General features: G+C 68.3%; 31 protein-coding genes, 1 tRNA gene and 1 pseudogene. 19 read left to right on the plus strand and 14 right to left on the minus strand.

Going from position 1 to position 23,798, the window contains the following annotated elements:
- The first annotated feature begins 3 nt into the window (after positions 1-3).
- From KBY66_RS12070 to proC, 7 genes and pseudogenes are all read left to right on the plus strand, one after another.
- Positions 4-483, plus strand: coding sequence for a DUF1823 family protein (locus KBY66_RS12070; RefSeq protein ID WP_255089807.1), 480 nt, complete (start codon positions 4-6; stop codon positions 481-483).
- A gap of 97 nt (positions 484-580) precedes the next feature.
- Positions 581-1,936 (plus strand): annotated as a pseudogene (gene der, locus KBY66_RS12075) (ribosome biogenesis GTPase Der); the annotation flags it as partial.
- 102 nt (positions 1,937-2,038) lie between these two features.
- Positions 2,039-2,971: a CbiQ family ECF transporter T component gene (locus tag KBY66_RS12080; protein WP_255089809.1), complete on the plus strand. Its 933-nt coding sequence runs from the start codon at positions 2,039-2,041 to the stop codon at positions 2,969-2,971.
- Positions 2,972-2,993: 22 nt separating this feature from the next.
- Positions 2,994-3,272, plus strand: a complete 279-nt coding sequence (locus KBY66_RS12085) for a PipX family protein (protein ID WP_255089810.1) — start codon at positions 2,994-2,996, stop codon at positions 3,270-3,272.
- A gap of 1 nt (position 3,273) precedes the next feature.
- Positions 3,274-3,948, plus strand: coding sequence for a YggS family pyridoxal phosphate-dependent enzyme (locus KBY66_RS12090; RefSeq protein WP_255089812.1), 675 nt, complete (start codon positions 3,274-3,276; stop codon positions 3,946-3,948).
- Positions 3,949-4,071: 123 nt separating this feature from the next.
- Entirely contained in the window at positions 4,072-4,659 is a 588-nt protein-coding gene (locus tag KBY66_RS12095; RefSeq protein ID WP_255089813.1) for a cell division protein SepF, read from the plus strand.
- A gap of 47 nt (positions 4,660-4,706) precedes the next feature.
- Positions 4,707-5,477, plus strand: coding sequence for a pyrroline-5-carboxylate reductase (proC, locus tag KBY66_RS12100; RefSeq protein ID WP_399225399.1), 771 nt, complete (start codon positions 4,707-4,709; stop codon positions 5,475-5,477).
- 27 nt (positions 5,478-5,504) lie between these two features.
- On the opposite strand, the gene plsY is transcribed toward proC, so the two are convergent.
- From plsY to KBY66_RS12125, 5 genes are all read right to left on the minus strand, one after another.
- Positions 5,505-6,143, minus strand: coding sequence for a glycerol-3-phosphate 1-O-acyltransferase PlsY (plsY, locus tag KBY66_RS12105; protein ID WP_255089815.1), 639 nt, complete (start codon positions 6,141-6,143; stop codon positions 5,505-5,507).
- A complete protein-coding gene (locus tag KBY66_RS12110; RefSeq protein ID WP_255089816.1) occupies positions 6,140-7,045 on the minus strand; it encodes a DUF3086 domain-containing protein in 906 nt (301 codons plus the stop codon). The genes plsY and KBY66_RS12110 overlap by 4 nt, the downstream gene beginning before the upstream one ends.
- Positions 7,042-7,503 (minus strand): DUF3119 family protein, encoded by a 462-nt coding sequence (locus KBY66_RS12115; protein WP_255089817.1) that lies wholly within the window; start codon positions 7,501-7,503, stop codon positions 7,042-7,044. Before KBY66_RS12115 ends, KBY66_RS12110 begins: the two co-directional genes overlap by 4 nt.
- A gap of 68 nt (positions 7,504-7,571) precedes the next feature.
- Positions 7,572-8,321 (minus strand): MlaE family ABC transporter permease, encoded by a 750-nt coding sequence (locus KBY66_RS12120; protein ID WP_255089818.1) that lies wholly within the window; start codon positions 8,319-8,321, stop codon positions 7,572-7,574.
- Complete coding sequence (locus KBY66_RS12125) at positions 8,318-9,649, minus strand: MFS transporter (protein ID WP_255089820.1); 1,332 nt, start codon at positions 9,647-9,649, stop codon at positions 8,318-8,320. The genes KBY66_RS12120 and KBY66_RS12125 overlap by 4 nt, the downstream gene beginning before the upstream one ends.
- Positions 9,650-9,855: 206 nt before the next feature.
- Here KBY66_RS12125 and KBY66_RS12130 point away from each other — a divergent pair.
- Positions 9,856-9,926, plus strand: a tRNA-Gly gene (locus KBY66_RS12130).
- Between the two features lie 143 nt (positions 9,927-10,069).
- Here KBY66_RS12130 and KBY66_RS12135 read toward each other — a convergent pair.
- Positions 10,070-10,618 carry a hypothetical protein gene (locus tag KBY66_RS12135; RefSeq protein ID WP_255089821.1) on the minus strand — a complete coding sequence of 183 codons (549 nt, stop codon included), beginning with the start codon at positions 10,616-10,618 and terminating at the stop codon, positions 10,070-10,072.
- Positions 10,619-10,634: 16 nt separating this feature from the next.
- Here KBY66_RS12135 and KBY66_RS12140 point away from each other — a divergent pair, with 16 nt between their 5' ends.
- On the plus strand, positions 10,635-10,940 hold the full coding sequence (locus KBY66_RS12140; protein ID WP_255089822.1) for a DEAD/DEAH box helicase family protein: 306 nt from the start codon (positions 10,635-10,637) through the stop codon (positions 10,938-10,940).
- Positions 10,941-10,949: 9 nt separating this feature from the next.
- Positions 10,950-11,207: a hypothetical protein gene (locus KBY66_RS12145; protein WP_255089823.1), complete on the plus strand. Its 258-nt coding sequence runs from the start codon at positions 10,950-10,952 to the stop codon at positions 11,205-11,207.
- Here KBY66_RS12145 and KBY66_RS12150 read toward each other — a convergent pair.
- Complete coding sequence (locus tag KBY66_RS12150; RefSeq protein ID WP_255089824.1) at positions 11,141-11,632, minus strand: hypothetical protein; 492 nt, start codon at positions 11,630-11,632, stop codon at positions 11,141-11,143. The genes KBY66_RS12145 and KBY66_RS12150 overlap by 67 nt on opposite strands.
- Complete coding sequence (locus tag KBY66_RS12155; RefSeq protein WP_255089825.1) at positions 11,629-11,814, minus strand: hypothetical protein; 186 nt, start codon at positions 11,812-11,814, stop codon at positions 11,629-11,631. The genes KBY66_RS12150 and KBY66_RS12155 overlap by 4 nt, the downstream gene beginning before the upstream one ends.
- 4 nt (positions 11,815-11,818) lie before the next feature.
- Between KBY66_RS12155 and KBY66_RS12160 the strand changes: the two genes are divergently transcribed.
- Complete coding sequence (locus KBY66_RS12160) at positions 11,819-11,959, plus strand: hypothetical protein (RefSeq protein ID WP_255089826.1); 141 nt, start codon at positions 11,819-11,821, stop codon at positions 11,957-11,959.
- 330 nt (positions 11,960-12,289) lie between these two features.
- On the plus strand, positions 12,290-12,541 hold the full coding sequence (locus KBY66_RS12165; protein ID WP_255089827.1) for a hypothetical protein: 252 nt from the start codon (positions 12,290-12,292) through the stop codon (positions 12,539-12,541).
- 25 nt (positions 12,542-12,566) lie between these two features.
- Here KBY66_RS12165 and ychF read toward each other — a convergent pair whose 3' ends face one another.
- The gene (gene ychF / locus KBY66_RS12170) at positions 12,567-13,658 is read right to left on the minus strand and encodes a redox-regulated ATPase YchF (protein WP_255089828.1); all 1,092 of its coding nucleotides are present in this window, start codon (positions 13,656-13,658) and stop codon (positions 12,567-12,569) included.
- Between ychF and KBY66_RS12175 the strand changes: the two genes are divergently transcribed.
- Entirely contained in the window at positions 13,657-14,970 is a 1,314-nt protein-coding gene (locus tag KBY66_RS12175) for an efflux RND transporter periplasmic adaptor subunit (protein ID WP_255089829.1), read from the plus strand. The two genes, ychF and KBY66_RS12175, sit on opposite strands and share 2 nt — an antisense overlap.
- Here the strand turns inward: KBY66_RS12175 and wecB are convergent.
- Positions 14,967-16,097, minus strand: a complete 1,131-nt coding sequence (gene wecB, locus KBY66_RS12180) for a non-hydrolyzing UDP-N-acetylglucosamine 2-epimerase (RefSeq protein WP_255089859.1) — start codon at positions 16,095-16,097, stop codon at positions 14,967-14,969. The two genes, KBY66_RS12175 and wecB, sit on opposite strands and share 4 nt — an antisense overlap.
- A gap of 122 nt (positions 16,098-16,219) precedes the next feature.
- On the opposite strand from wecB, the gene KBY66_RS12185 reads away from it, so the two are divergent.
- Complete coding sequence (locus KBY66_RS12185; RefSeq protein ID WP_255089830.1) at positions 16,220-17,395, plus strand: type IV pilus twitching motility protein PilT; 1,176 nt, start codon at positions 16,220-16,222, stop codon at positions 17,393-17,395.
- Between the two features lie 42 nt (positions 17,396-17,437).
- On the opposite strand, the gene KBY66_RS12190 is transcribed toward KBY66_RS12185, so the two are convergent.
- Together KBY66_RS12190 and tsaD are read right to left on the minus strand one after the other, a co-directional pair.
- Positions 17,438-17,644, minus strand: coding sequence for a high light inducible protein (locus KBY66_RS12190; RefSeq protein ID WP_399225397.1), 207 nt, complete (start codon positions 17,642-17,644; stop codon positions 17,438-17,440).
- An 86-nt stretch (positions 17,645-17,730) separates the two neighbouring features.
- Complete coding sequence (gene tsaD / locus KBY66_RS12195) at positions 17,731-18,813, minus strand: tRNA (adenosine(37)-N6)-threonylcarbamoyltransferase complex transferase subunit TsaD (protein WP_255089832.1); 1,083 nt, start codon at positions 18,811-18,813, stop codon at positions 17,731-17,733.
- Positions 18,814-18,889: 76 nt separating this feature from the next.
- Here tsaD and KBY66_RS12200 point away from each other — a divergent pair, with 76 nt between their 5' ends.
- Complete coding sequence (locus KBY66_RS12200; protein ID WP_255089833.1) at positions 18,890-19,369, plus strand: Photosystem I reaction center subunit III; 480 nt, start codon at positions 18,890-18,892, stop codon at positions 19,367-19,369.
- Between the two features lie 4 nt (positions 19,370-19,373).
- The gene (gene psaJ / locus KBY66_RS12205; RefSeq protein ID WP_011935127.1) at positions 19,374-19,490 is read left to right on the plus strand and encodes a photosystem I reaction center subunit IX; all 117 of its coding nucleotides are present in this window, start codon (positions 19,374-19,376) and stop codon (positions 19,488-19,490) included.
- 85 nt (positions 19,491-19,575) lie between these two features.
- Here psaJ and gmk read toward each other — a convergent pair whose 3' ends face one another.
- Entirely contained in the window at positions 19,576-20,157 is a 582-nt protein-coding gene (gene gmk, locus KBY66_RS12210; RefSeq protein ID WP_255089835.1) for a guanylate kinase, read from the minus strand.
- An 87-nt stretch (positions 20,158-20,244) separates the two neighbouring features.
- On the opposite strand from gmk, the gene KBY66_RS12215 reads away from it, so the two are divergent.
- Both KBY66_RS12215 and tatC read left to right on the plus strand, forming a co-directional pair.
- Positions 20,245-21,978 carry an NFACT family protein gene (locus KBY66_RS12215; protein WP_255089837.1) on the plus strand — a complete coding sequence of 578 codons (1,734 nt, stop codon included), beginning with the start codon at positions 20,245-20,247 and terminating at the stop codon, positions 21,976-21,978.
- Positions 21,975-22,766 (plus strand): twin-arginine translocase subunit TatC, encoded by a 792-nt coding sequence (tatC, locus tag KBY66_RS12220; RefSeq protein WP_255089839.1) that lies wholly within the window; start codon positions 21,975-21,977, stop codon positions 22,764-22,766. Before KBY66_RS12215 ends, tatC begins: the two co-directional genes overlap by 4 nt.
- Here the strand turns inward: tatC and KBY66_RS12225 are convergent.
- Complete coding sequence (locus KBY66_RS12225) at positions 22,761-23,129, minus strand: DUF3067 family protein (RefSeq protein WP_399225394.1); 369 nt, start codon at positions 23,127-23,129, stop codon at positions 22,761-22,763. The genes tatC and KBY66_RS12225 overlap by 6 nt on opposite strands.
- A 131-nt stretch (positions 23,130-23,260) precedes the next feature.
- Here KBY66_RS12225 and petC point away from each other — a divergent pair, with 131 nt between their 5' ends.
- On the plus strand, positions 23,261-23,797 hold the full coding sequence (gene petC, locus KBY66_RS12230; protein WP_255089840.1) for a cytochrome b6-f complex iron-sulfur subunit: 537 nt from the start codon (positions 23,261-23,263) through the stop codon (positions 23,795-23,797).
- Position 23,798 lies beyond the last annotated feature (1 nt).

Genomic DNA, 23,798 nt, shown 5'->3' on the forward strand with positions numbered 1-23,798 from the left:
CCGATGGCGCCCGATCCAGCCACCACCATCCCCGATCCCTACCCCCTCAGCCAGGCGCTGCTGGAGGCGGTGCTGGCCGACCGCGTCAGCGACCGGTTCGTGTGTGAGCTGATCTGGCGGCGCCTGGGTTACGGGCCCGATGGCGCAGGAATCTGGAGCGCGGGCCCGGCCACGGGCGCCCCCTGGCGGGAGTCCTTTCCCACCGCTCCCGAGCTGATCGCCGAGCGCCCCGCCAGCGTCGCCCTCACCCGTTCGATCCCGAAGACCCACAAGCAGTTGCTGAAGGAGCAGCTGGGCTTCGCCGGCTACCGGATCGGTGAGCTCTACCCCCGCCGCACCCGCCGGGCCACCGCTGTGAGCTGGCTGCTGGCCCACCTGGCCGAGCGCGGTGAGCCGCTGCCCGACTCCGGCCCGCTGCCGGCTCTGCTGGAGGTGCCGGCGGATCCGGTGCGCGGCCACCCCGGCGATCTGCCGATCCGCTGAGCGCAAGGAGAATCACTGCAGGCCCGATAGCTCCCAGCGGCACCGCTCTGTAGGGTCAAAGAAGCTAACTGTCGTTAAAAGAAGGAGATAAGCGATTTTGGCGCTTCCCGTCGTCGCCATTATTGGCCGGCCCAATGTGGGCAAGTCCACCCTGGTGAACAGGCTGTGCAAGAGCCGTGAGGCGATCGTGCACGATCAGCCCGGTGTGACCCGCGACCGCACCTACCAGGAAGGCTTCTGGGGGGATCGCACCTTCCGGGTGGTGGACACCGGCGGCCTCGTTTTTGATGACGACAGCGAATTCCTGCCCGAAATCCGCCAGCAGGCCAACCTGGCCATGGCCGAGGCGTCCGTGGCGGTGGTGATCGTCGATGGCCAGCAGGGCGTCACCGCGGCGGATCAGGCCATTGCCGACTGGCTGCGCAGCCAGACGTGTCCGGTGCTGCTGGCGGTGAACAAGTGCGAGTCACCCGACCAGGGCCTGGCGATGGCCGCCGATTTCTGGGGGCTGGGCCTGGGTGAGCCCCATCCGATCTCGGCCATCCATGGCGCTGGCACGGGCGACCTGCTCGATCAGGTGATCGGCTTCCTGCCGAAGGCCGAGGACGTCGACACGGAGGAGCCGATCCAGCTGGCGATCATCGGCCGCCCCAATGTGGGCAAATCCAGCCTGCTCAACGCGATCTGCGGCGAGCCGCGGGCGATCGTCAGCCCGATCCGCGGCACCACCCGCGACACGATCGACACCACGATCGAGCGGGAGGGCCGCACCTGGAAGATCCTCGACACCGCCGGCATCCGCCGCCGCCGCAGCGTCAGCTACGGCCCGGAGTACTTCGGCATCACCCGCAGCTTCAAGGCGGTGGAGCGCAGTGATGTGTGCGTGCTGGTGATCGATGCCCTCGATGGCGTCACCGAGCAGGATCAGCGCGTGGCCGGGCGGATCGAGGAAGAGGGTCGCGCCTGCGTGATCGTGGTGAACAAGTGGGATGCGATCGAGAAGGACAGCCACACCATGCCAGCGATGGAGAAGGAGCTGCGCGCCAAGCTCTACTTCCTCGATTGGGCGCCGATGCTGTTCACGTCGGCCCTCACCGGCCAGCGGGTGGAGAGCATCTTCGCCCTAGCCTTTCTGGCGGTGGAGCAGCACCGCCGTCGGGTGAGCACCTCGGTGGTGAACGAGGTGCTGCAGGAGGCCCTGAGCTGGCGCTCGCCCCCCACCAGCCGCGGCGGCCGCCAGGGTCGCCTCTATTACGGCACCCAGGTGGCCACCCGGCCACCCAGCTTCACCTTGTTCGTGAATGATCCGAAGCTGTTCGGCGACACCTACCGGCGCTACGTGGAACGTCAGATCCGCCAGGGCCTCGGTTTCGATGGCTCGCCGATCAAGTTGTTCTGGCGTGGCAAGCAGGAGCGTGACGCCGACAAGGAACTGGCCCGCCAGCAGGCTCGCTCGAAGGCCCACAGCGAGGCGCACAGCGAAGCCGGCATGGACGCCCACAACGGGGCCCACGCCGAGGCCTTCTGAAGGTTCCGATCTGATGGCTCCTTCCTGATGGATTGGCTCCGGCAGCTCCCGATCGGCCAGTTCGTCGATGGGGACACCAGTTGGCTGCGCCGCCTCGACCCCCGCCTCAAGCTCGGCTGGACCATCGCCTTCCTGATGACGCCGATCCTGGCGGGGCCGGCTTGGCGCCTCGCCCTGGTGGGGCTGTTGCTGTTGATCACGGCCTGCAGCGGCCTGCCCTGGCGGCTGTGGCGCCTCAGCCTGCCCACCTTGCTGGGCCTCAGCCTGCTGGTGGGACTGCTCTCGGCCCTGGTGCCAGCCGGAGCGGTCCCTGCGTCCAGCCTGAGCCGTTCGCCCGCCGAGCTGCACCTGGCGCCCACCCCGGCGGGCCAGTCCCCGCCCGAGCGCTCCGGCGAAGCCTGGGAGCTGGTGCGCTGGGGGCCCGTGCAGATCGGCCCTGTGCCGATCGGGCCGCTGGTGGTGAACCGCCGCTCGGCGGAACTGGGTCTGAACAGCGCCAGCCTGCTGTTCACCCTGATCCACAGCGCCAACTTGCTGCTGGTCTGCACGCCGCCCGAGGAGTTGGTCTGGGCGCTGAGCTGGGCGATCGCGCCCCTGAAGGCCCTGGGCCTGCCGGTGGACCGTCTCGGCTTCACCCTGCTGCTGGCCCTTCGGTTCCTGCCCCTGGTTCAGGAGGAGTTCCAGAACCTGCTGCGCTCGATCGCCACCCGCGCCGTTAACGTGCGCAGCCTTGGCTGGAAGGCCAGCCTTGGGCTGGTCCTGGCGGTGGCGGAGAGGCTGCTGGCCAACCTGCTGCTGCGGGCCGAGCAGGGTGCCGAGGCCCTGATGGCCCGGGGGGGGCACTGGCTGCCTCCCGGTCAGTTGCGCCTGGCGGTGCGGGCGGCCCGGCGCCTCAATCTGGTGGCAGGGGCTGCCCTGCTCCTGTTGCTCGGATTGCGCTGGCAGTACGGTGCGATGTAATTGGTAGCGTTAAGAACGTTCAGTGAGCGCAGAGGCGAGTACCGAGAGCTATCTCAACCACCCCACCTTCGGCCTGCTCTATCGGGTGGCGCCGGCGGGAGAAGGGCGTGATCTCTTCGCCACGCTCTATGCCCAGCGGATGTTCTTCCTGGTCACGTTGCAGGCGAGGAACGCCCAGTTCGAGGTGATTCCCCTGATGGATGCCCGCCACTACGCGGAGCAGAACCTGGCAAGGGCCCGCCGCGATGGCAGCGCCCAGTTGCCGCGTTGGCGCCAGCTTTTCGACCAGACCTTCATCTGAAATGGCTGCCGCCGGTGCAATGGCCGCAGCGGGCGATGGCTTCGAGGAGCGACTCTCCGGGATCCGCGCCGCCTTGCCCCCGGGATGCCGCCTGCTGGCGGTGAGCAAGGGGCAGCCGGCCGATCGGATCCGCCGGGCGGTGGCCCTGGGCCAGCAGAGCTTCGGCGAGAGCCGTCTGCAGGAGGCAGTGGCCAAGCAGGCCGAGCTGCGCGATCTCGAGCCATTGGATTGGCACTTCATCGGCAGGCTGCAGGCCAACAAGGCCCGGGGGGTGCTGCGTCAGTTCGGCACGATCCACTCGCTCGACAGCCTGGAGCTGGCGGAACGGCTGCGGCGGATCGCCGCTGAGGAAGCCCTCAGCCCCAGGGTGTTCCTGCAGGTGAAGCTGCGCCCCGACCCGGGCAAGACCGGGTTCGAGCCGGCGGAGCTGGAGCGGCTCTGGCCCGAACTCCAGGGGCTTGCACCCCTGCGGCTGGAAGGATTGATGACGATCGCGCCCATCGATCTGCCCCCCGTGGAACGCCCGGCGCTGTTCCGTGACTGCGCGGCCTTGGCGGACCGTCTGGGGCTGAGGGAACGCTCGATGGGCATGAGCGGCGACTGGTTGGAAGCGGCGGCGGCGGGCAGCACCTGGGTGCGGCTCGGCTCGGCGCTGTTCGGATCCCGATCGCTCTGACGCCGCTCGGTTGGCCCAGGGGGGAAGGCGTTGTGTCGGAACAGGCTTGTCGAGGGTGCGACCGGTTGCCACCGCTGGCATGGGACGCTATTTAGGACAAGATCAACACGAAGGATTTCTAAGGTGTCGTTGTTCTCTCGCCTGCGTGCCGTCGTCTCTGGTGACGATTACCTGGATGGCGACTACGACGACGACCTCGACTACGACGCCGGTGAGACCACCCAGCCGGTCGGCTCCAGCCGCGGCACCGCCGCCGGCCAGGGAGACAGTGGCAGTGCCCTGGCCCTCTCCTCCGATTTCCTCAGCCAGGATCCGTTCGGTGGCAGCAAGGTGGTGGGCATGCCCGGCCTTTCTTCCTCGGCAGCGGAAGTCACCCTGATGGAGCCCCGCAGCTTCGATGAAATGCCCCGGGCGATCCAGGCCCTGCGGGACCGCAAGACGGTGATCATCAATCTCACAATGATGGAGCCGGATCAGGCCCAGCGGGCCGTGGATTTCGTGGCCGGTGGCACCTATGCCATCGATGGCCACCAGGAGAGGGTCGGCGAGAGCATTTTCCTGTTCGCCCCCAGCTGTGTCACGGTCACCACCGCCTCCGGAGAGGAACCCTCCTCTCCCACCATCGTGCCCTCCCGCGATCTTGGTGCCGACACCGCTGCCGCCCCCAGCCCAGCCTGGGGCCGCACCGATCTCGGCACGGGTCTGGGCTGATCGGCTTGGCATCTCCCGCCGGCCTGGGCGTGATCGGCCTGGGGCGGATGGCCCAGGCCCTGCTCATCCCACTGCTGGAGCATGGGGAGCTCAGCCCCGAAGGTGTTCATGCCGTCGTGGCGAGTTCTGCCTCGGCCCAGCGGCTGCAGAAGCAGCTGGGCGTCACCGTCGGCACGGACCCAGGCCCCGCCTGGGACCAGCCGGTGCTCCTGCTGGCGGTCAAACCGCAACAGCTGCAGCAGGTGGCGGCCGCCGCTCCACCGTTTGATCCGGCTCGCCCCCCGCTGCTGGTCTCGGTCCTGGCCGGGGTCACCCTGCAACGGCTGCAGCAGTGCTTCCCCCATGCCAGGGTGGTACGGGCGGTGCCGAACACGCCCTGCCTGGTGCGCGCCGGGATCACCGGCCTGGCCTGGGGCGCGGCTGTGGAGCAGGAGCAGCGCGATCAACTGCGCCGTTGGTTCGAGGCGCTGGGACAGGTCGTCGAGCTGCCCGAGCGCCAGTTGGATGGCTTCCTTGCCCTCGCCTCCTCCGGGCCGGCGATGGCGGCGCTGCTGATCGAAGCCCTGGCCGATGGGGGCGTGGCGGCGGGTCTGCCCCGGAGCCTCGCCCTGGACACGGCCCTGGCGATGCTGGACGGCTCCATCGCCCTGCTGCGGCAGCAGGGGCTCCATCCCGGCCAGCTCAAGGACATGGTGGCCAGCCCGGCCGGCACCACCATCGCCGCCCTGCGACGGCTGGAGCAGGGCGGCGTGCGCTCAGCCCTGATCGAGGCGGTGTTGGCGGCAGCTGAACGGAGCAGGGCCCTGGCAGAAGCTTGAGGGACCAGACGATTCGGCCGGGACGATTCAGCCCCCTGCCCGTTTCTCGCCCAGCTTCGGCTCGGTGCCGGCGAGCAGGCGCTGCAGGTTCGCCCTGTGCCGCCACACCACCAGCACGGTGGTGAGGATGGCCAGGGCGAGGAAGGCCGGCCGCAGGCCGCCTCCCGCCATGGCGAATTCGCCGAGCATCAGCAGCGGCAGGCTCAGGGCGGCCACCACGCTCGACAACGAGACGATGCGGCTGATGGCCAGGGTGGCCAGGAAGATGCCGAAGCAGGCCAGTCCCACGGCGGGCACCAGCCCGAGCAGCATGCCCAGGCCGGTGGCCACGGCTTTCCCCCCCTTGCCCCCCAGCCAGATCGGCCAGCTGTGGCCGGCCAGGGCGGCCAGGCCGGCCGCCACCACCAACCAGTCTGTGTTGGCGCTGACGACAGCCGGCTGCAGCAGGGCCCGGGCCAGCAGCACGGCGGCGGTGCCCTTGAGCACATCGAGCAGGAAGACCACCAGGGCGGGGCCCTTGCCCACCTGGCGCAGCACGTTGGTGGCGCCTGTGGAGCCGGAGCCCAGCTCGCGCAGGTCAATCCCGGCCCACCATTTCCCCGCCAGCCAGCCGAACGGGATCGAGCCGAGCAGGTAGCCCGCCAGCAGCGCGATCAGGGCCGTCACAGCAGGTCCTCGTCGAGGGCCAGCTCCTGCGGGCTGGCGGCGAAGGCCAGCCAGAGCGGAAACTGCAGGATCGGGATGTCCACCACCTGCTCGCTGCCATCGACCACGATGAATGGCAGCTCGCCCCGCTCCTCCAGCCGGTCGGCCCGCTCGATCAGGGCATCGGGCCGCTCGAACAGCACGATGCCGCTGTTGGGGCCGAAGTCTTCCCGGGAGAGTCCCAGGCAGTCCTGAAGGCCCCGGCGCCATTCTCCGAGGCGCTCCGGCTGGCCGGCCAGCACCAGGGTCTGAAAGCGCTCGCCGTAGAGCTCGCCCAGGATGGCGATGGCGGCGGCGACCACCAGGGCATTGCGGTTGCGGCTGCCGGTGCTGGCCTGGGCCCCCCGCCCGCCCTGGTTGAGGAACCAGTCCTCGAGCAGGGCGGCGGTGGGCGCCTCCAGGCTGCGGCGCAGCTTCCAGGGGTCGGCATAGAAATCGGGCTGGCCTTGGAAGCTCTCCAGCTGGCTCCGGATCAGGGCCTCGTCCTGGTTGAACAGGCCCACCGACGCCACCGCCACCTCCGCCGCCATCGGTTCGGCTCCGGCAGAGGCGGGGCCTGGCTGATCGAGGGGTGAGGGCTGCACCAGCACCGGTGGTGCCACCAGCTCGATCTGCTCCGCCTGGCTGGCCAGGTCCTGCAGGGCCACCACCAGGTAGTCCTGGAAGCCCTTCAACCGCCGTGCGATCGCATCCGACTGGCCGGCGAAGCTGCTGGTGAGCTCCTTCTCCAGCTGGTCGCGGCGGCTTTCCAGGCCGCGGATCTCCTCCTCCAGGAGCTGGCGTTGAAGGCGAAGTTCCTGCAGCGCCAGCTCCTGCCAGGCGGGCGGCGGGGTTTCGGGAGCGGGAGAAGAAGCGTCGGTCATCGCGAGGGGCTGAGGTGCAGCTCCAGCTGCTGGCGCAGGGCGGTGGCATCAAACAACACCGGCAGCAGGTGAATGCTGCGCTGTTCACGGAAATAGAACAGCACTGGCAGGGGCCACCAGAACAGGGTCCAGCCCAGCCAGTCCTCATAGGGGAAACGGCGCAGCAGGGTGTTGCGCCGCCAGACCAGCAGGGCATCGTCGCCGAACTGGAGCCGCAGCAGGGCGGTCTGGAGCAGGAGGAACAGGCCGAACACCCCCACAGCCGCCGCCAACCAGGGGGCCCCGCTCCAGCGGGGCAGCAACAGCAGCAGGCTGGCGGGGGCCAGCAGCAGCACGCCGATCGGCACCCAGGGGCGCGGGGCGAGGATCACCCCGGCGGTTTCAGCCGGAGAGGGGCCCACCAACGGTGAGCTGGCGAGGTCGGGGGGGGTGGGGGCGGTTCCCGGGGGGGAGGTCATGGCGTTGGATCGGAAAGGGCACGGGTCTTTCCATGCTGGTGGACGGGTGGATCACTTGGACGCCAGCGTCACTCGCCGAACAGCAGTTTGGTGAGCAGCACGTCCATCAGGCTCACCGTGACCAGGATCATCACCACGGCGCCGGTGGTGCTGGTGCCCACTTCCTTCGGGCCGCCCTTGGTGGTGAGGCCCCAGCCGCAGGCGATCACGGCGATCTGCAGGCCGAAAACCACCGCCTTGACCAGCATCGAAGGCAGATCGCTGGGCTCCAGCCAGCTGCGGACGGAGTTCCAGAAGACGGTGGGCGGAACCGAGAACAGGAAGGTGCTGCTCACCTGCCCCGACCACACCCCGACCACGAAGAACACCATGCACTGCACCGGTGCCATCACCACCAGGGCCAGCACCCGGGGCACCACCAGATACTCGACCGGATCGGTGCGCAGCATCGTGATCGCGTCGATCTGCTCGGTGACCTTCATGGTGCCCAGCTGGGCGGCGTAGGCCGTGGCCACCTTGCCGGTCAGCAGGGTGGCGGTGAGCAGGGGGGCGATCTCCCGCGCCAGCCCCACCGACAGGATCCCCCCCACCGCGACACCGGCGCCCTGCTTGGTCAGTTCGGCCGCCACCTGGATGTTGAACACGGTGCCGGCGGCCAGCGCGGTGATCGCCACGATCAGGAAACTGCCCGGCCCTGCCTCCAGCATCTGCTCGGAAAGGTCATTGAGGTTGATGCGGCCCCGGGCGATGGCCGTGATCGTCTGGCCGCCGATCAGGCAGCTGGCGCCCAGGCGTCTCAGCCACAGGGGGGGCCTCATGGGGGCGCCTGCAGCAGATGCAGACCCCGCTCCGGCCAGCGGCGCATCACCACCAGACCCAGCACCACCAGGGTGGCCGGAATCAGCCCCATGCACAGGCGGATCGCGATCAGGGCGCTGTCGGGCTGGACGATGCCCCTGGCGGCCACGTAGCCGCTCAGGCTCATCAGGTTGCCGAAGGAGAACAGGGCCAGGCTGATGCAGATCTTCTGGGTGAACACCATCCAGGCGCTGTATAGACCGGCGGGCTTTTCCGGATCGGCGTCGATGGCATCCGGCAGCAGGGCCCAGGGGATCAGGTAGGCGGTGGACGCCCCCACACCCACCACCATGATCGCGATCAGCAGCGCGGCCAGACGCAGAGCGTTGGCGGCCGAGCCCACCGGAGAGAGATCGGCATCGAGGGGGACCAGCACCATGGCGAGCAGGCAGCCGCCGATCCAGAGCGCCGTCCCCCGATGCAACGCCTTGATGCGGCCCTGGTGATGGGAGTACCGGTTCCAGATCTGCAGCCCCACCAGCGCGCTGATCTGGAAGGGAAGCAGGATCCAGTTGCTCCAGCTCTCCGGCAGCCGCATCACCACCGGCAGATAGATCAGGGCGGCGGTCTGCATGATCTGCAGGGCGCACCAGAGCATCAGGTAGAGGCCGAGCACCTTGAGGAAGCGGCTGTTGCGCCCCACGCGCAGCAACAGCCGCCGGGTCGAGCCCTTCTGAGTGCTGGGCTTCTGGCAGTGACGGGCCGCCGGCGCGATGCCCCAGCCGCAGAGCAGGGTGAACACCGCGATGATGCTGCCCGAGAGCACACCCACCTTCAGGTAGCTGCCGGCATCGTCGTGGTTCCTGAGCAGCAGGCCTCCGAGCACGATTCCCACCAGTCCGGCAATGAGCGAACCGGTGAAGCGGGCGGTGTTCAGCCTGGTGCGCAGCCGGGTGTCGGTGGTTAGCTCGGCGGCCAGGGCCGCATAGGGCAGGTTGACGCAGGTGTAAAGGCTGTTGGCCACCACCGAAATGGCGACAAAGAAGGTGAACTTCACCCAGAGGCTTCCAGGCGGAAGCCACCACATCATCGCCATGGCGGCGCCGAGCGGAATCGCGCTCCCCAGGATCCAGGGAAGGCGCGGTCCCCAGGGGCTGCGGGTCTTGTCGCTGAGCCAGCCCACGATCGGATCGTTGATGGCGTCCCAGAGGCGGGCCAGCATCAGCACGAGCCCGGCCATCCAGGCGGGCAGCCCGGCGGCGGCGGTATAGAAGATGAACAGATAGAAGCCGATCAACGAGGCGGCCATGCCGGTGCCGGCATCGCCAACGCCATAGGCCAGCAGCATGCGCCGCTGGGCCCCCTTGGGGGCATCGATGGCATCACGAGCCCCGGGCTGTTGCTTCAGGACCGGGGATGGGATGGATGGCGCGTCCGGATCGGGAGCAACTCTCAACGGGCGGGTGCCGCACGCCAGCCATAATGCAGCAGCCAGATGGGCCTTGGGACACATCCCCTGCCGCAATGGCCACTTCCTAATACATCTGTATTCATGCGGGCGTAGTTTAGTGGTAAAACCTCAGCCTTCCAAGCTGATGATGCGGGTTCGATTCCCGCCGCCCGCTTCCTTTTCTCAATAAGGGTTTTCGCTTCAAACCTCTTGCTGTGATTGGCTTTCGGCCTGCTTGCCGCTGCAGAAGGAACCCAGGCAGCGAGGTTACAGCGTCTTCGTGGATGAGGAGCTGCGCCCGTATTCCGATCAGTGGGCCTATCTGGCCTCGCTGCAGCGGCTGCCCGGGCTGCGCTGGCGGGCGTGATCCAGGGCGCCAGCGGCGGAGCCCATCCCCTTGATCTGCGCTTCATCGATGACGAGGATCTGGCGACCCCATGGCAGACACCTCCGCCGGTGACGAAGCTCAGCGGACCGTTGGCTGCCTCGATCACCCTCACCCTGGCCGATCGTCTCTACATGGAGCGCTCGGACCTGCCGCAGCCACTGCTCAATCGCCTGATCCGCCTGGCTGCTTTTGCAAACCCTGCCTTCTACAAAGCCCAGGCGATGCGCTTGTCGGTGTGGGACAAGCCGCGGGTGATCGGCTGCGCAGAGAACTTCCCCCAGCACATCGCCCTGCCGCGCGGCTGTCTGGAGCCGGTGCAGGCCCTGCTGCAGGAGCAGGGGATCGGCTTGGATCTGGTGGATGAGCACAAGAACGGCTCGCCCCTGGGGCTCGCGTTCGCGGGTCAGCTGCGGGACGACCAGGAGGCGGCGGTAGCGGCGATGCTGCGCCACGACATCGGCGTGCTGGAGGAGCCCCACGGCCTTCGGGAAAACAGTGGCGGCGGCGATCCTGGCTCGCCGTGGGGTGAACACCCTGGTGCTGGTGCATCGCGCCGAGGTGCTGCGTCAGTGGCAGGAGCGGCTCAAGACCTTCCTGGACGCACCATCCGACGCGATCGGTTGCATCGGTGGCGGCAAGGCAAAGCCCACCGGCCGACTCGACATCGCCGGAATGCAGTCGTTGGTACGCCAGGGCGAGGTGAATCCACTGGTGCAGACCTATGGGCAGGTGATCGTGGATGAGTGTCACCACCTCGCCGCCGCCTCCGAGGCCATCCTGCGGCAGGTGAAGGCCCGCTAGGTGCTGAGGTTGTCGGCCACGCTGGTGCGCCGCGATGGCCTGCAGCCGATTCTCTTGATGCAGTGCGGCCCCGTCCGCCACACCGCCGAGCGCCCCGCTGGGGCGCCCCAGACCCTGGAGCTGGTGAGCCGCACCCATGAGCTCCAGGATCTGCCAAGCGATCTGCCGATTCAGGAGCTGATGCGCCGTCTGGCGGAGGATCAACGCTGCACCGAACGGATCGTGGCTGAGGCCATGGCCACCTGGCGCAAGGGCCGCAAACTGTAGAAGTGCCGCGCCTCGCGGGAATGGGCGTAGGCCAGCTCGCCGGAGTAGCTGGCGATGGCGGCGAACAGGTGCGGGTGGCGGTAGATGAAATAGGCGGGGAACAGCTTGGAAACCAAGAGCGATTTCCCCAACCTCGGTGGACAGGTGACGATCAGGCGCGAGAGCTCGCCATCGGCGATCGCCTGCAGCAGGGCGATCAGCACCCGCGCCCAGCGGTGAAAGGCGTAGCGGGGGAAGGCCAGGGCGATGAACTGCTCCAGCGAGAGCGGCCCAGCGTCAGCGTTCAGCAGGTCGGGATCGCGGTAGGCCAGCACGCCAGGATCAGCCCGGGTCTCCGGGTGGTGCGGGCCATGGAGCAGGCCGCCATCAACCGGGCGCCCAGCCCAGGTGAGGCTTGCGGGAGAGCGGGGCATCAGCAGCGTCATGGCCGCTCCGCGTAAGGCTTGGCCGGGGCGCGCAGCATCCCGGCGATCTCGGCGATCACCCGATGGGCACCGACAGCAGCGGAGAACTGCTGAGCGTCCGCAGCGCGGCGGGCGCAATCCATCAGGGCGTAGATCTGCTCGGCCTGATGGACCAGGCGGTTGTCGATCAGCTCCTCCACCATCCGCGTGCGCGCCAGGCTCATGTATGTGTCGAGGGTGAAGGCGCTGGGCGATCCAGAGCTGCAGGGTGGCGATGCGTTGCTCCACCTCGGCGTGGGTGGGCTTCTTGCCGCCATTGGCCTGATGGGGGAAACGCACGCCTTCTGAGCGCTTCTTCCGTGCAGCCGGTGCGGCCGTGGCCTCAGCGAGCATGGGTGGCTGAGGCACTGCAGGCCAGCAGGGTTGCCCGTCGGCGTCCTGCTCCGGCTCAATGGAAGCGGCAAGTCCCCAAACATGGTGAGATCAGGTTGACTCCAGCCTTATCTGCGCTGAAATAGTCCAAGACGAACAATTAGCTGACCGCAACTGGCTATGCGGGCTTGTTGTCCAGAGCTCCCCTAGCATCCAGGTGCAGAAGATGGGCGCATGGATTATCTTTCATGCCCAAGAGAGCCTGCCTGCTTCTGATGTGGAGCGTTCTCTTGACACCGCTGAGGAGTGACCCGCCGGATCTTTGGAAGCTGTTGGTTGCCAGCCAGCAGAATCCATAGGAGCAAATTGAATGGGCGCACCTATGGCTGGAATTCATTGCTGCCGCCGCTCACCATGACGCCTCACCTTTCGAGGTTGAAACGAATGGTTCATTTGGTGAAGGGAACAATCGAGGGCCGTTTTGGTTTTGATTTCGGCGCCTCCGATTCCATGCTCACTTTGAGGAATTTCGATCTCTCGCCAGACAATGTTCCATGAGTGATCGAAGGCAGAGAACCATCCCTCACACGTTGAACAGAAACTCCATCACGTCCCCCTCGGCCACCACGTACTCCTTGCCCTCGCTTCGCAGCCAGCCGCGGGTGCGGGCCTCGGCCAGGGAGCCGGCCTCCACCAGCTGCTGGCAACCGATCGTCTGGGCGCGGATGAAGCCCCGCTCAAAATCGGTGTGGATCACCCCGGCCGCCTGGGGGGCGGTCATGCCGGCGGTGATCGTCCAGGCGCGGGTCTCCTTCTCGCCGGTGGTGAAGTAGGTGCGCAGGCCCAGCAGCTGGTAGGTGGCGCGGATCAGGCTGCGCAGCCCCCCTTCGCTCACCCCCAGGCCCTCCAGGTAGTCGGTCCGCTCGGCTTCGCCCAGCTCGATCAGCTCGGCCTCCACCTGGGCGGAGATGCGCACGGTTTCGGCGCCCTCCCGGGCCGCCAGCTCCGCCACGGCCTGGCAGAAGCCATTGCCTCGGGCCAGGTCGTCTTCGCTCACGTTGGTGGCATAGATGATCGGCTTGAGCGTCAGCAGGCCCAGGGGCCTGAGCTGGGCGATCTCCTCGGCGCTGAGGCCGACGCTGCGGGCGGCACCACCGGCCTCCAGGGTGGTCTGGATGCGCTCCAGTGCCGTGTCTTCCGCCAGGGCCTCCTTGCTGGTGCGGAGCTGCTTCTTCAGCCGTTCCCGCCGCTTCTCCACCTGGCCCAGATCAGCCAGGGCCAGCTCCAGGTTGATGATCTCGGCATCCCGCACCGGGTCGACGCTGCCCGAGACATGGATCACGTCGTCGTCCTCGAAGCAGCGCACCACGTGAACGATCGCGTCCACCTCGCGGATCGTGGCGAGGAACTTGTTGCCCAGCCCCTCCCCCTGGCTGGCCCCTTTCACCAGGCCTGCGATGTCGACGAACTCGACCCGGGTGGGGATGATCTCCTTGGAGGCAGACACATCTGCCAACACCTTCAGGCGTGGGTCGGGCACGGCCACGCTGCCCACATTGGGCTCGATCGTGCAGAAGGGGAAATTGGCGGCCTGGGCCTGGGCGCTGGCCACCAGGGCGTTGAAGAGGGTGGATTTGCCCACGTTGGGCAAGCCCACGATTCCGGCTTTGAGCATGGGCCGGAATCTAGAGCGGCCCCCTCCAGCGGGCCAGCAAGCCACAGTTTTCCCCCGCACCAGGAAGACTGGGGGCAGCGATTCCGGCGCCGCCATTCCCCCCCGCACCCTCGATCCCGCCCCACCGGCGCATCCATCCGCCCCGTCGGCCGCCCCAAAGGCTGCCCCGACGTCCGCTCCCGTGCCGCCGCGCCCGCCCGCCAAGGGCCGCCGCCCACCGCGCCGCCGCCTCTGGGCTGGCCTGGTGGCGGCGCTTGTGCTGGCCGGCGGGCTTGGTCTCTGGCAGCGGCAGCGCGCCGCCGCCCAGCGCAACCTTTCCCCGTTCACCGTCGTGGCGGCCCGGGGCACCCTGCCGGGCACCGTCACGGCATCAGGCGAACTCGAGGCGGCCCGCAGCGTCAACGTGAGCCCCAAGCGGGGCGGGGTGCTCGAAAAGCTCTATGTGGTGGAAGGGGATGCGGTGCGGCAGGGTCAGCCGATCGCCCTGATGGACAGTGGTGATCTGCGCGATCGCCAGAATGAACTGCAAGCCCAGGTGCGCCAGGCCGCAGCGGAGTACGGCCGCAGCCGATCCGAATTCGAGCGCCGCCGGGCCCTGTACCAGCAAGGGGCGATCAGCCAGGACGACTTCGCCTCGTTCGGCACCCGCCTGCTGACCAGCCAGGCCGCCCTGGATGCGGCCCGGCAACGCAGCGGCCAGCGGGACGTGGAACGAGGGGAGCTCACGATCCGGGCCCCGTTCGATGGTGTGATCACCCAGCGCTTCGCCGATCCGGGCGCCTTCGTCACCCCCACCACCTCCGCTTCCGCCAATGCCGGGGCCTCCAGTTCTTCCGTGGTGGAGATCGCCCAGGGACTGGAGGCGGTTGCCAGCGTGCCGGAGAGCGACATCGGCAGAATCAAGAAGGGCCAGGCGGCCAGCGTGCGGGTCGATGCCTTCCCCGAACGCCGCTTTGCCGCCCGGGTTCGCCAGATCGCCCCGCGGGCGGTGAAGACCAACAACGTCACCTCCTTTGAAGTGAAGCTTCAGCTGGTTGATCCCCACAACGAACTCAGGATCGGCATGACCGCCGACATCGACTTCCAGACCGGCACCCTGCCCGCCGAAACCCTGGTGCCCACCGTGGCCGTCGTGACCCGCGGCGGCCGCCCGGGCGTCCTGCTGGTCGGCAAGGACGATCAGCCCAGCTTCCAGCCGGTGACGCTCGGCTCAAGCAGCGGCCGCAACACCCAGATCCTCAATGGCCTCAAGCAGGGCACACGCATCTTCATCGACCTGCCCCCCTGGGCCAAGAAGGGAAGCAACGACTAGGCCGGCTCCAGGGTGCGGCTGGCCAGGAAGGCGCGGCTGGCCTCAAGGATGCGACCGCTGGCCTGGCCGTCACCGAAGGGATTGCGGGCCTGGGCCATGGCGGCATAGGCCGCCGGATCGTCGAGCAGCAGGCTCGCTTCTCGCACGATCGCCTCCGCATCAGTGCCGATCAGCTTGGCGGTGCCGGCGCTGACCGCTTCGGGCCGTTCCGTGGTGCGGCGCAGCACCAGCACAGGCTTGCCCAGGGCGGGAGCCTCCTCCTGGAGGCCGCCGGAATCGGTGAGCAGCAGGGTGGCGCCGCGGATCGCCGCCACCAGCCGGTCGTAATCGAGGGGCTCGGTGAGGAAGGCGCGCGGATGGCTCCCCAGCAAGGCCTCCAGGGGCTCGCGCACGGTGGGGTTGCGGTGCAGGGGGAGCAGCAGGGCCGTGTCGGGATGGCGATCGAGCAGTTCAAGGAAGCCCCGCCCGATCGATTGGAGCCGCTCGCCCCAGTTCTCGCGCCGATGCACCGTGGCCAGGATCACCCGCTGCCGCTGCCAGTCGAGGCCGGGCAGCTCCAGCTGGGGGGCGGTTTCAGCCATGCGCAGCAGGGCGTCGATCACCGTGTTGCCCGTCACAAGAATCCTGCCCACCACCCCCGAGGCCTTCAGGTTGGCCTCCGACACGCTGGTGGGGGCGAAGTGGAGCTGGCCCAGCTGGGAGATCAGGCGGCGGTTGGCCTCCTCCGGGAAGGGATCCAGCAGGTTGTCGGTGCGCAGCCCCGCCTCCACGTGCCCCACCGGGATCTGTTCGTAGAACGCCGCCAAGGCCGAGGCGAAGGCCGTGGTGGTGTCGCCCTGGACCAGCACCAGGTCGGGGCGGTGCTCGCTGAACTCATGGCGCAACCCCTGCAAGGCCGCACAGGTGACATGGGTGAGGGTCTGGCGCGGCTCCATCAGGGCCAGGTCGCAGTCGGCGCTGAGGCCGAACAACTCCATGACCTGGGCCACCATCTCGCGATGCTGGCCGGTGAGCACGACCCTGGTGCGCAGGTCAGCCGCAGCCTGGAACGCCAGGATCACCGGAGCCAGCTTGATCGCTTCAGGCCGGGTGCCGAGCACGATGCTGACCAACGGTGCAGGGGCGATCAAGGGGGCCAGGGCGGGGGGTCGAAATCCTAAGGAAGCGAGCCGCGAGCACCGGAGTGGCCCATGACAGAAGCCACGATCCGGGCAAAGCTGAGTACCTTCGACTCAACGTGTTGACTCCCATGCCGGAATCGGTTCTGTCTGGGACGCCGGCAGCCCCGCCCCTGCCGCCCCCCTTACCCCCTCCCCTGCCACCGCTGGCATCGGCCGGCCCAGCCTGTGCCATGGCCTCAGAACTGCCGGCCAGCCTTGAGGAGATTGCCCGGATCGCCGCCGCCCATGGGTTCTCGGATGTGCACCTGGGGGTGGGGGAGGAACCCCGCTTCCGCGCCCGGGGGGAAATGCGGTCCACGGGCTGGCCGCCCACCGACCTGGCCCAGTTCCAGGGCTGGATGCGGGAGATCCTCACCCCGGTCGAGCTGGATCAGTTCCTGCGCGAGCGCGACTTCGACGGCTCCCATGCCTTTCCGTTCGTGCGCCTGCGCATCAACCTGTTCGATGCCCTGCGCGGGCCTGGCATGGTCCTGCGTCTCATTCCCCAGGCCATTCCCAGCTTGGAGGCCCTGCAGATGCCGGAGGTGCTCAAGACCCTGACCACCTATCAGAAGGGGATGGTACTGGTGACCGGACCGACGGGCAGCGGCAAAAGCACCACCCTGGCCGCGATGATTCAATGGATCAACACCACCCAGAGCAAGCACATCATCACCATCGAAGATCCGGTGGAGTTTGTGCACACCAGCCAGCAGTCGTTGATTCGCCAGCGGGAGGTGGGTCGCCACACGGCCCTGTTCAGAACGGCCCTCCGGGCGGCGATGCGGGAAGATCCCGATGTGATCTTGATCGGTGAGATCCGAGACAGGGAAACACTGTCCACGGTGATGGAGGCTGCCCAGACCGGCCATCTGGTGCTGGGAACCCTTCACACCGATTCAGCGGTGAAGACAGTGGAGCGGGCGATGGGGATGTACCCACCCCAGGAGCAGGATGGGGTGCGCCTGGCAATTTCCGAATCCTTGCTGGCCGTGATCTCCCAAGGGCTGCTGAAATCCACGGATGGCAAGATGGTTGCTTTTCATGACATTCTGATCAACAACGATGCCTGCCGAGATTATATTCAACGGGCTGAACTCGATGAGGTGGAGCAGATCATGGCCCGCAGCGCCTTCGATGGAATGCACACGATCAACCAGTCCCTGGCGGAGCTGGTGCAGAGCGGCCGGGTGGCTCCCGAGCAGGCTCTCGCCAAAAGCAACAGGCCGAACGAACTGGCCCAGATCCTGCGGGGCCGGATCTGACGCCGGATCGGCGCCCCTTTCCAGTTCGGGGATGGACCTGATTCAGGGATGGGTGACCAGCCGGATCAGCAGCAGCGCGGCGATGCCCATGGAAATGCCGAGCATGGCCAGGCGGCCATTCCAGATCTCGGCCTGGGGCGTGAACCCCCGTCGCCAGGCATTGAGCTCGTCGGGGCCCACCGGGTGGCTCAGCTCCGATTCGATTTCGCCATCCCCCTTCGGGTCGTTGTCTTGGGCAACATTGTGCAGGGCGGTACTGTCCTGGGCGGCATCGAGACCCTGGTCGCTGGTCTCTGCTGCAGCCATCGGACCCACCCAAAAGTAATGGTTTCACCTTACGGGAAAGAAAAGCCCCCGGCCGGGCTGTAAAGGCGATCAGCCTCCTCCAGCGGCAGCCGGGCCGCCACCCCCAGGACCGTGGAACTGCGGGCCCCGGAAGCGAAGCGCTGGGCCGCCGCCACGCCGATCATCGCCGCGTTGTCGGTGCAGTAGGCCAGCGGGGCCAGGCGCCAGGCCAGGCCCAGTTCGCCGCAGCGGCGCTCCAGCCGCTGCCGCAGCCGGCGGTTCGCCGCCACCCCCCCCACCAGAACCACCGTGGGGAGGCCATGGTCGCGGGCACAGCGGCAGGTGCGCTCCACAAGAACCTCCGCCACAACGTGCTCGAAGCTGGCAGCCAGGTCGGCGACCGGGAGCAAGCCGGATTTCCCCTCTCTCTCCCGCTCAGCTTCCAGCTTCTGCACCAGGCGCAGCACGGCGGTCTTGAGGCCGCTGAAACTGAAGTCGTAGGGATGGAAGCCCCCCTCCGGCCGTGAAACCCGCCCCTGGGGGAGACGGAACCGGAGTGGATCGCCAGTGGCTCCAGCCGCTTCGATCGCCGGCCCACCCGGGTAGGCCAGTCCCAGCAGGCGGGCCACCTTGTCGAAGGCTTCGCCAGCGGCGTCATCGTGGCTACGGCCGAGGCGGGTGTAGGCCCCCGGGCCATCCACCCGGATCAGCTCCGTGTGGCCGCCGCTGACCAGCAGCACCAGGCAGGGGCCGGCCGGCAGCGGCTCCCCCAGCTGCCCGGAGCAAAGATGGCCTTCCAGGTGATGCACGGCCAGGAAGGGAAGGTCATGAAGCCTCGCCAGGGTGCGGCCGGTGATCGAGCCCACCAGCAGGGCACCGACCAGGCCGGGGGCGGCGGTGGCGGCGATCGCGTCGAGATCGCGGTAGGCCAGGCCCGACCGCGCCATCACATCGGTGATCAACAGGGGCAGGGCTTCGACATGGCGACGGGAGGCGATCTCCGGGACCACGCCCCCCCAGCGGGCATGCTCGTCCATCTGGGAAGCCACCGCACTGGCGAGCACCTGGCGATCCCGCACCACGGCCGCCGCTGACTCGTCACAACTTGTTTCGACGGCCAGAACCGTGGGCATGGGCTCGGTGGAACTCTCTTACTGTCCGCCAGTGACATCCTGCCCTGCGGCAGGTCATTCCCAGGTACCGGATACGATGCGCCGCCTCTTCGCCGTTCTGATTTCCGCTCTGCTGATCATCGGCTTCGCCCCTGTGGCCCAGGCCGATGTCGCCGGGCTGACCCCCTGCGCGGAAAGCCCCCGCTTTCAATCCCGCGCCAGTGCCGCCGCCACTCCCCAGGCCAAGGCACGCTTCGAGATGTACAGCCAAGCGGTCTGTGGCGCCGACGGACTGCCCCACCTGATCGTGGATGGCCGTTGGAGCCACGCCGGTGACTTCACCCTGCCTGGCCTGATGTTCCTTTACATCGCCGGGTGCATCGGCTGGGCTGGCCGAAGCTATCTCCAGGCCGTTCGTGGCGGCAAGGACGCTGCGATGAAGGAGATCCAGATCGATCTTCCCCTCGCCTTCAAGAGCACCTTGGCTGCCGCCAGCTGGCCCCTGGCCGCCTTCAAGGAATTCACCAGCGGCAAGCTGCTGGAGGATGACCGCAAGGTCACCGTTTCACCCCGCTGAATCCATGAAAAAATTCCTCACCACCGCTCCAGTCTTCGCCGCGATCTGGTTTACCGTCACGGCAGGCATCATGATCGAATTCAATCGCTTCTTCCCTGATCTGCTCTTTCACCCCCTCTGAGGAGGCCTGATCCTCCGAGCACCTCCGGCGGCCCCCAGGGCCGCTTTTTCATGGCCAGGCTTCGGAACGCGGAACGGAGAATGCTTCACGCTGCCAGCCCCAGCAGGGCCTCAAGCTGGGCCAAGGCCGCCTCCAGGTCTCCGTTCACCAGCACGGCATCGAATTCCGTCTCGGCTTCGAGTTCCTGGCGGGCCCGCGCCAGGCGCCGTTCGATGGCCTCGGCGCTGTCGGTGCCGCGGCCGCGGATGCGGCGCTCGAGTTCGGCGAAGGACGGGGGCTTGATCAGCAGCTGAAAGCCTGCCGGGAAACTGCGCCGCACCTGCCGCGCCCCTTCCAGCTCGATTTCCAGCAGCACCGATTGGCCCAGGGCCAGGTGCTGCTCCACGGGTAGGCGCGGCGTGCCGTAAAGGTTTCCGGCGAACTCCGCCCACTCCAGCAGGCCCTGCTGCCGCACCAGGTCTTCGAAGTGCTGCCGCGGCAGAAAAAAGTAGTGCTCCCCCTCTCGCTCGCCGCTGCGGGGCGCCCGCGTGGTGGCCGACACCGAGAGCCAGAGGCTGGGATGCCGCCGGCGCAGGGCGGCGATCAGGGTGCCCTTGCCGACGCCGCTGGGGCCGGTGATCACGCTGAGCCGGCCCGGCAACGGCTTGATCACCGGCTCCTTTCCCATCGCCAGACCTCCTTCCTCCGCCGCCCCCATGGCTTCGCTGCGCCGTGAGACAGCAGAGTAGGGATCCCGGGCCGCTTCATCGCTGCGTTGAACGTCACGACGCTCCAGGCCATCGACCTCACCACCCTGCGGGCGGTGCTGGCGGAGCTGCGGCCGATGCTGCTGCCCAGCCGCTTCGAGAAGGCCCAGCAGCCAGCCGCCCATACGCTGCAGCTGGGCCTGCGCAGCCAGCAGGGCCGCCACTGGCTGGAGGTCAGCTGGCTGGCCGAGGCGCCACGCCTGCTGGCGATCGAGCCGCCGTCCCGGCAGGGGCAGGGCAGCACCCTTGCCCAGCAACTGCAGCATGGTTTGGCGGGATTGGCCCTGGTGGCCATCGCCCAGGAGGGCTGGGAGCGGGTGGTGGATCTCCAGTTCGCCCCCCGGCCCGGCGAACCGATCAGCCGCCACCTGATCGTTGAGCTCATGGGCCGCCACAGCAATGTCTTCCTGCTTGATGGCCACCGTCGGGTGATCGCCCTGGCCCGGCAGGTGCGGCAGCAGCAGTCGCGGCTGCGGCCGATCAGCAGCGGCGATCCCTATGCACCGCCGCCGCCCCTGCAGGGGGATCGGCCCCGCACCGACGAGAGCCTGGAGCGCTGGCGCCGCCGCCTTTCCCTGGTGCCGGTGAGCCTGCGGAGGGCCCTGCAGCAGAGTTACCAGGGGATCAGCCCCTCCCTGGCCCTGCAGCTGGCCGGCGATCAGCCCGGGGAGGCGGAGAGCCTGCTGGCCCTGCCGGTGAACGACCTCATTGAGCCCCAGTGGGCGGAACTCTGGCGGCAGTGGCGGCGCTGGCTCGCTGATCTGGAGCAGGAGCGCTACGGCTTCGTCACCGGTGGCGCCACCGCCTACCGCTGCTGGGGCACGGGCTCCACTGGCTGCGCTCCGGCGGGTGGCGTGAATGGTGCGCTGGCCGCCTACTACGGCCCCCTGCTCGCCAGCCGGGAGGCCCTGCGCCTGCGCCAGCACCTGGAGCAACGGTTGCAAAGCGCCCGGGCACGACAGGGACGCCTGCGGGATGAGCAGCAGAGCCTGCTGGATCAGGTGGCGGGCAGCGACGCCCTGCAACGACAGGCCGACGCCCTGCTTTGTGCAGCCAACCCCAGCCGGGAGCAGATCGGCGAGGCCCAGGCGCTCTACAAGCGGGCCCGTCGGTTGCGGCGCTCGCTGGCAGCGATCAGGCCCCGGCTGGAGCTGCACGCCAGAAATCTGGAACAGATCGAGAGCAGCCTCACCTTCCTGGAGCAGCACGCCGAGCAGCCTGGCGACCTGCTCGCCCTGGAGCAGGACATCGAGGCGATGCTGAGGCGCGGTGGCGGTGAGCCTCGCCTGCAGCGCCGGCGCCCCGCCCCGCCGGAGCCCCCCGCCACCCCCCAGCCCCTCGAGCTGCTCACCCCGGGGGGACTGCGGGTGCAGGTGGGCCGCAACCACCGCCAGAACGACTGGATCAGTCTGCGGCAGGCCCGCCGCGGTGACCTCTGGTTCCACGCCCAGGAGTGTCCGGGCAGCCATGTGGTGCTGAAGAGCTCGGAAGCCCCTGCCGCCGAGGGGGATCTGCAGGCCGCCGCCGACCTGGCGGCCCACTTCAGCCGGGCCCGGGGCAACCGCCGGGTGGCCGTGGTGATGGTGCCCAGCGAGCAACTGCAGCGGATCGCCGGGGCAGGGCCTGGAACGGTGCACCATCGCGGTGGCGATGTGCTCTGGGCTGAGCCGGGCCGCGCCGCGACCCTGCTGAACGCCCCGCCGCCCCGGTTCCCTAGCCTCACCGCCGGATCACCACCATGAGCGAACCCTCCTGCCAGCCCCAGCCGGTCCCAGCCAGCCACCTCGATGAGTTTCCCGGCGAGGTGGAGATGAGCCTCGTCGATCACCTTGAGGAACTGCGGCGCCGGGTGCTGCGCAGCCTGCTGGCGTTGCTGCTGGCATCCGGCGGCTGCCTGGCCCTGGCCCGCCCTTTGGTGCGGCTGTTGGAGGTGCCGGCCGAGGGGATCAAGTTTCTGCAGCTGGCGCCCGGCGAGTTCCTGTTCGTGTCGTTCAAGGTGGCGGGCTACGCCGGGCTCAGCCTGGTCCTCCCTTACATCCTCTATGAAGTGCTGGCCTTCGTGCTGCCGGGCCTGACCCGCCGCGAACGTCGCCTGGTGGCACCAGCGGTGGCCGGCTCCGCCGTGCTGTTCCTGGCCGGCCTCGCCTTCGCCTGGTGGGCCCTGGTGCCGGCGGCCCTGCGCTTCCTGGTCAGCTACGGGGCCGATGTGGTCGAGCCGATCTGGTCGATCGAGCGCTATCTGGATTTCGTGCTGTTGCTGATGGTGGCCACGGGCCTGGCCTTTCAGCTGCCGGTCCTTCAGCTTCTGCTCGGGGCCTTCGGCCTGATCAGCTCCACAGCGATGCTGGGCGCCTGGCGCTCGGTGGTGCTGGTGGCGGCCCTGGCCGGTGCGGTGCTGACCCCCTCCACCGACCCGGTGACGATGCTGCTGCTCACCGGGGCGATCACCGCCCTGTTTCTCGTGGGGGTGGCACTGGTGGCCCTGGCCGAGAGGATCCGGCCGGTTTCGCCGTCACCCAGCGCCTCATAGCAGGAATTCCCGGCTGCGGCCGCCGGCGACGGGCTCCAGAACCAGGTTCATGGCCTTGCCAAGCCGGGGCTTGTCCCGGGTGGTGCGCAGCCACAGCCGCACCTGCTCGGCCGCCCCCAACCCGTTGATCACCTCGAGCAAGGCCTGCAGTTTGCTGGCATAGGCCTCGGCATCGAGCGGAAAGGACTGCTGCTCCAGGTAGGCCCACATCACCTGGAGGTAGAGGCGGCCCTGGCGCTGGACGAGCTGGAGGTCGTAGGAGGCCTGCCAGCGCGATCGCAACAGCTGCAGCAGTTCGTCCAGCCCCAGGGGCCCCTCGGCTCCGGATGGGTCGAATTCGGCGCAGGGATCGGCGGGCGACACGGCGGCTTGAAGCACCAACTCCACAACAGCATGTTGCGCGGCTCCGGCGGATCCCAGTCGGGGCCAAGCGTGGCGGGGAGACCAATGGTCATAATGGGCAGCACGTCGCTTCGGCTGCAAGGAACGCCCCCATGACCCAGATCCCAGCGAGCGACGTGCCCGGAATGGGTCGTCGGCAGTTCATGAATCTGCTGACCTTCGGCTCCGTCACCGGCGTCGCCCTGGGGGCCCTCTACCCGGTGGCCCGCTACTTCATCCCACCCAGGCCCGCCGGCGGCAGTGGCGGCACCACCGCCAAGGATGAACTGGGCAACAGCGTCACCGCCAGCGGCTGGCTGGCCACCCATAAGGAAGGGGACCGGAGCCTGGTGCAGGGACTCAAGGGGGATCCCACCTATCTGCTGGTGGAAGGGCCCGAGGCGATCGGCAGCTACGGCATCAATGCGATCTGCACCCACCTGGGTTGCGTCGTCCCCTGGAACAACGGCGCCAACCGGTTTGTCTGCCCCTGCCACGGCAGCCAGTACGACGCCACCGGCAAGGTGGTGCGGGGGCCCGCCCCCCTCTCCCTGGCCCTGGCCAACGTCACGGTCGAGAACGACAACGTCTTCCTGAGTCAGTGGTCTGACACCGATTTCCGTACCGGTGAAAAGCCCTGGTGGGCTTGAT

Origin of the sequence: Synechococcus sp. Tobar12-5m-g, from assembly GCF_024345415.1 — a bacterium.
Taxonomy (GTDB): domain Bacteria; phylum Cyanobacteriota; class Cyanobacteriia; order PCC-6307; family Cyanobiaceae; genus Regnicoccus.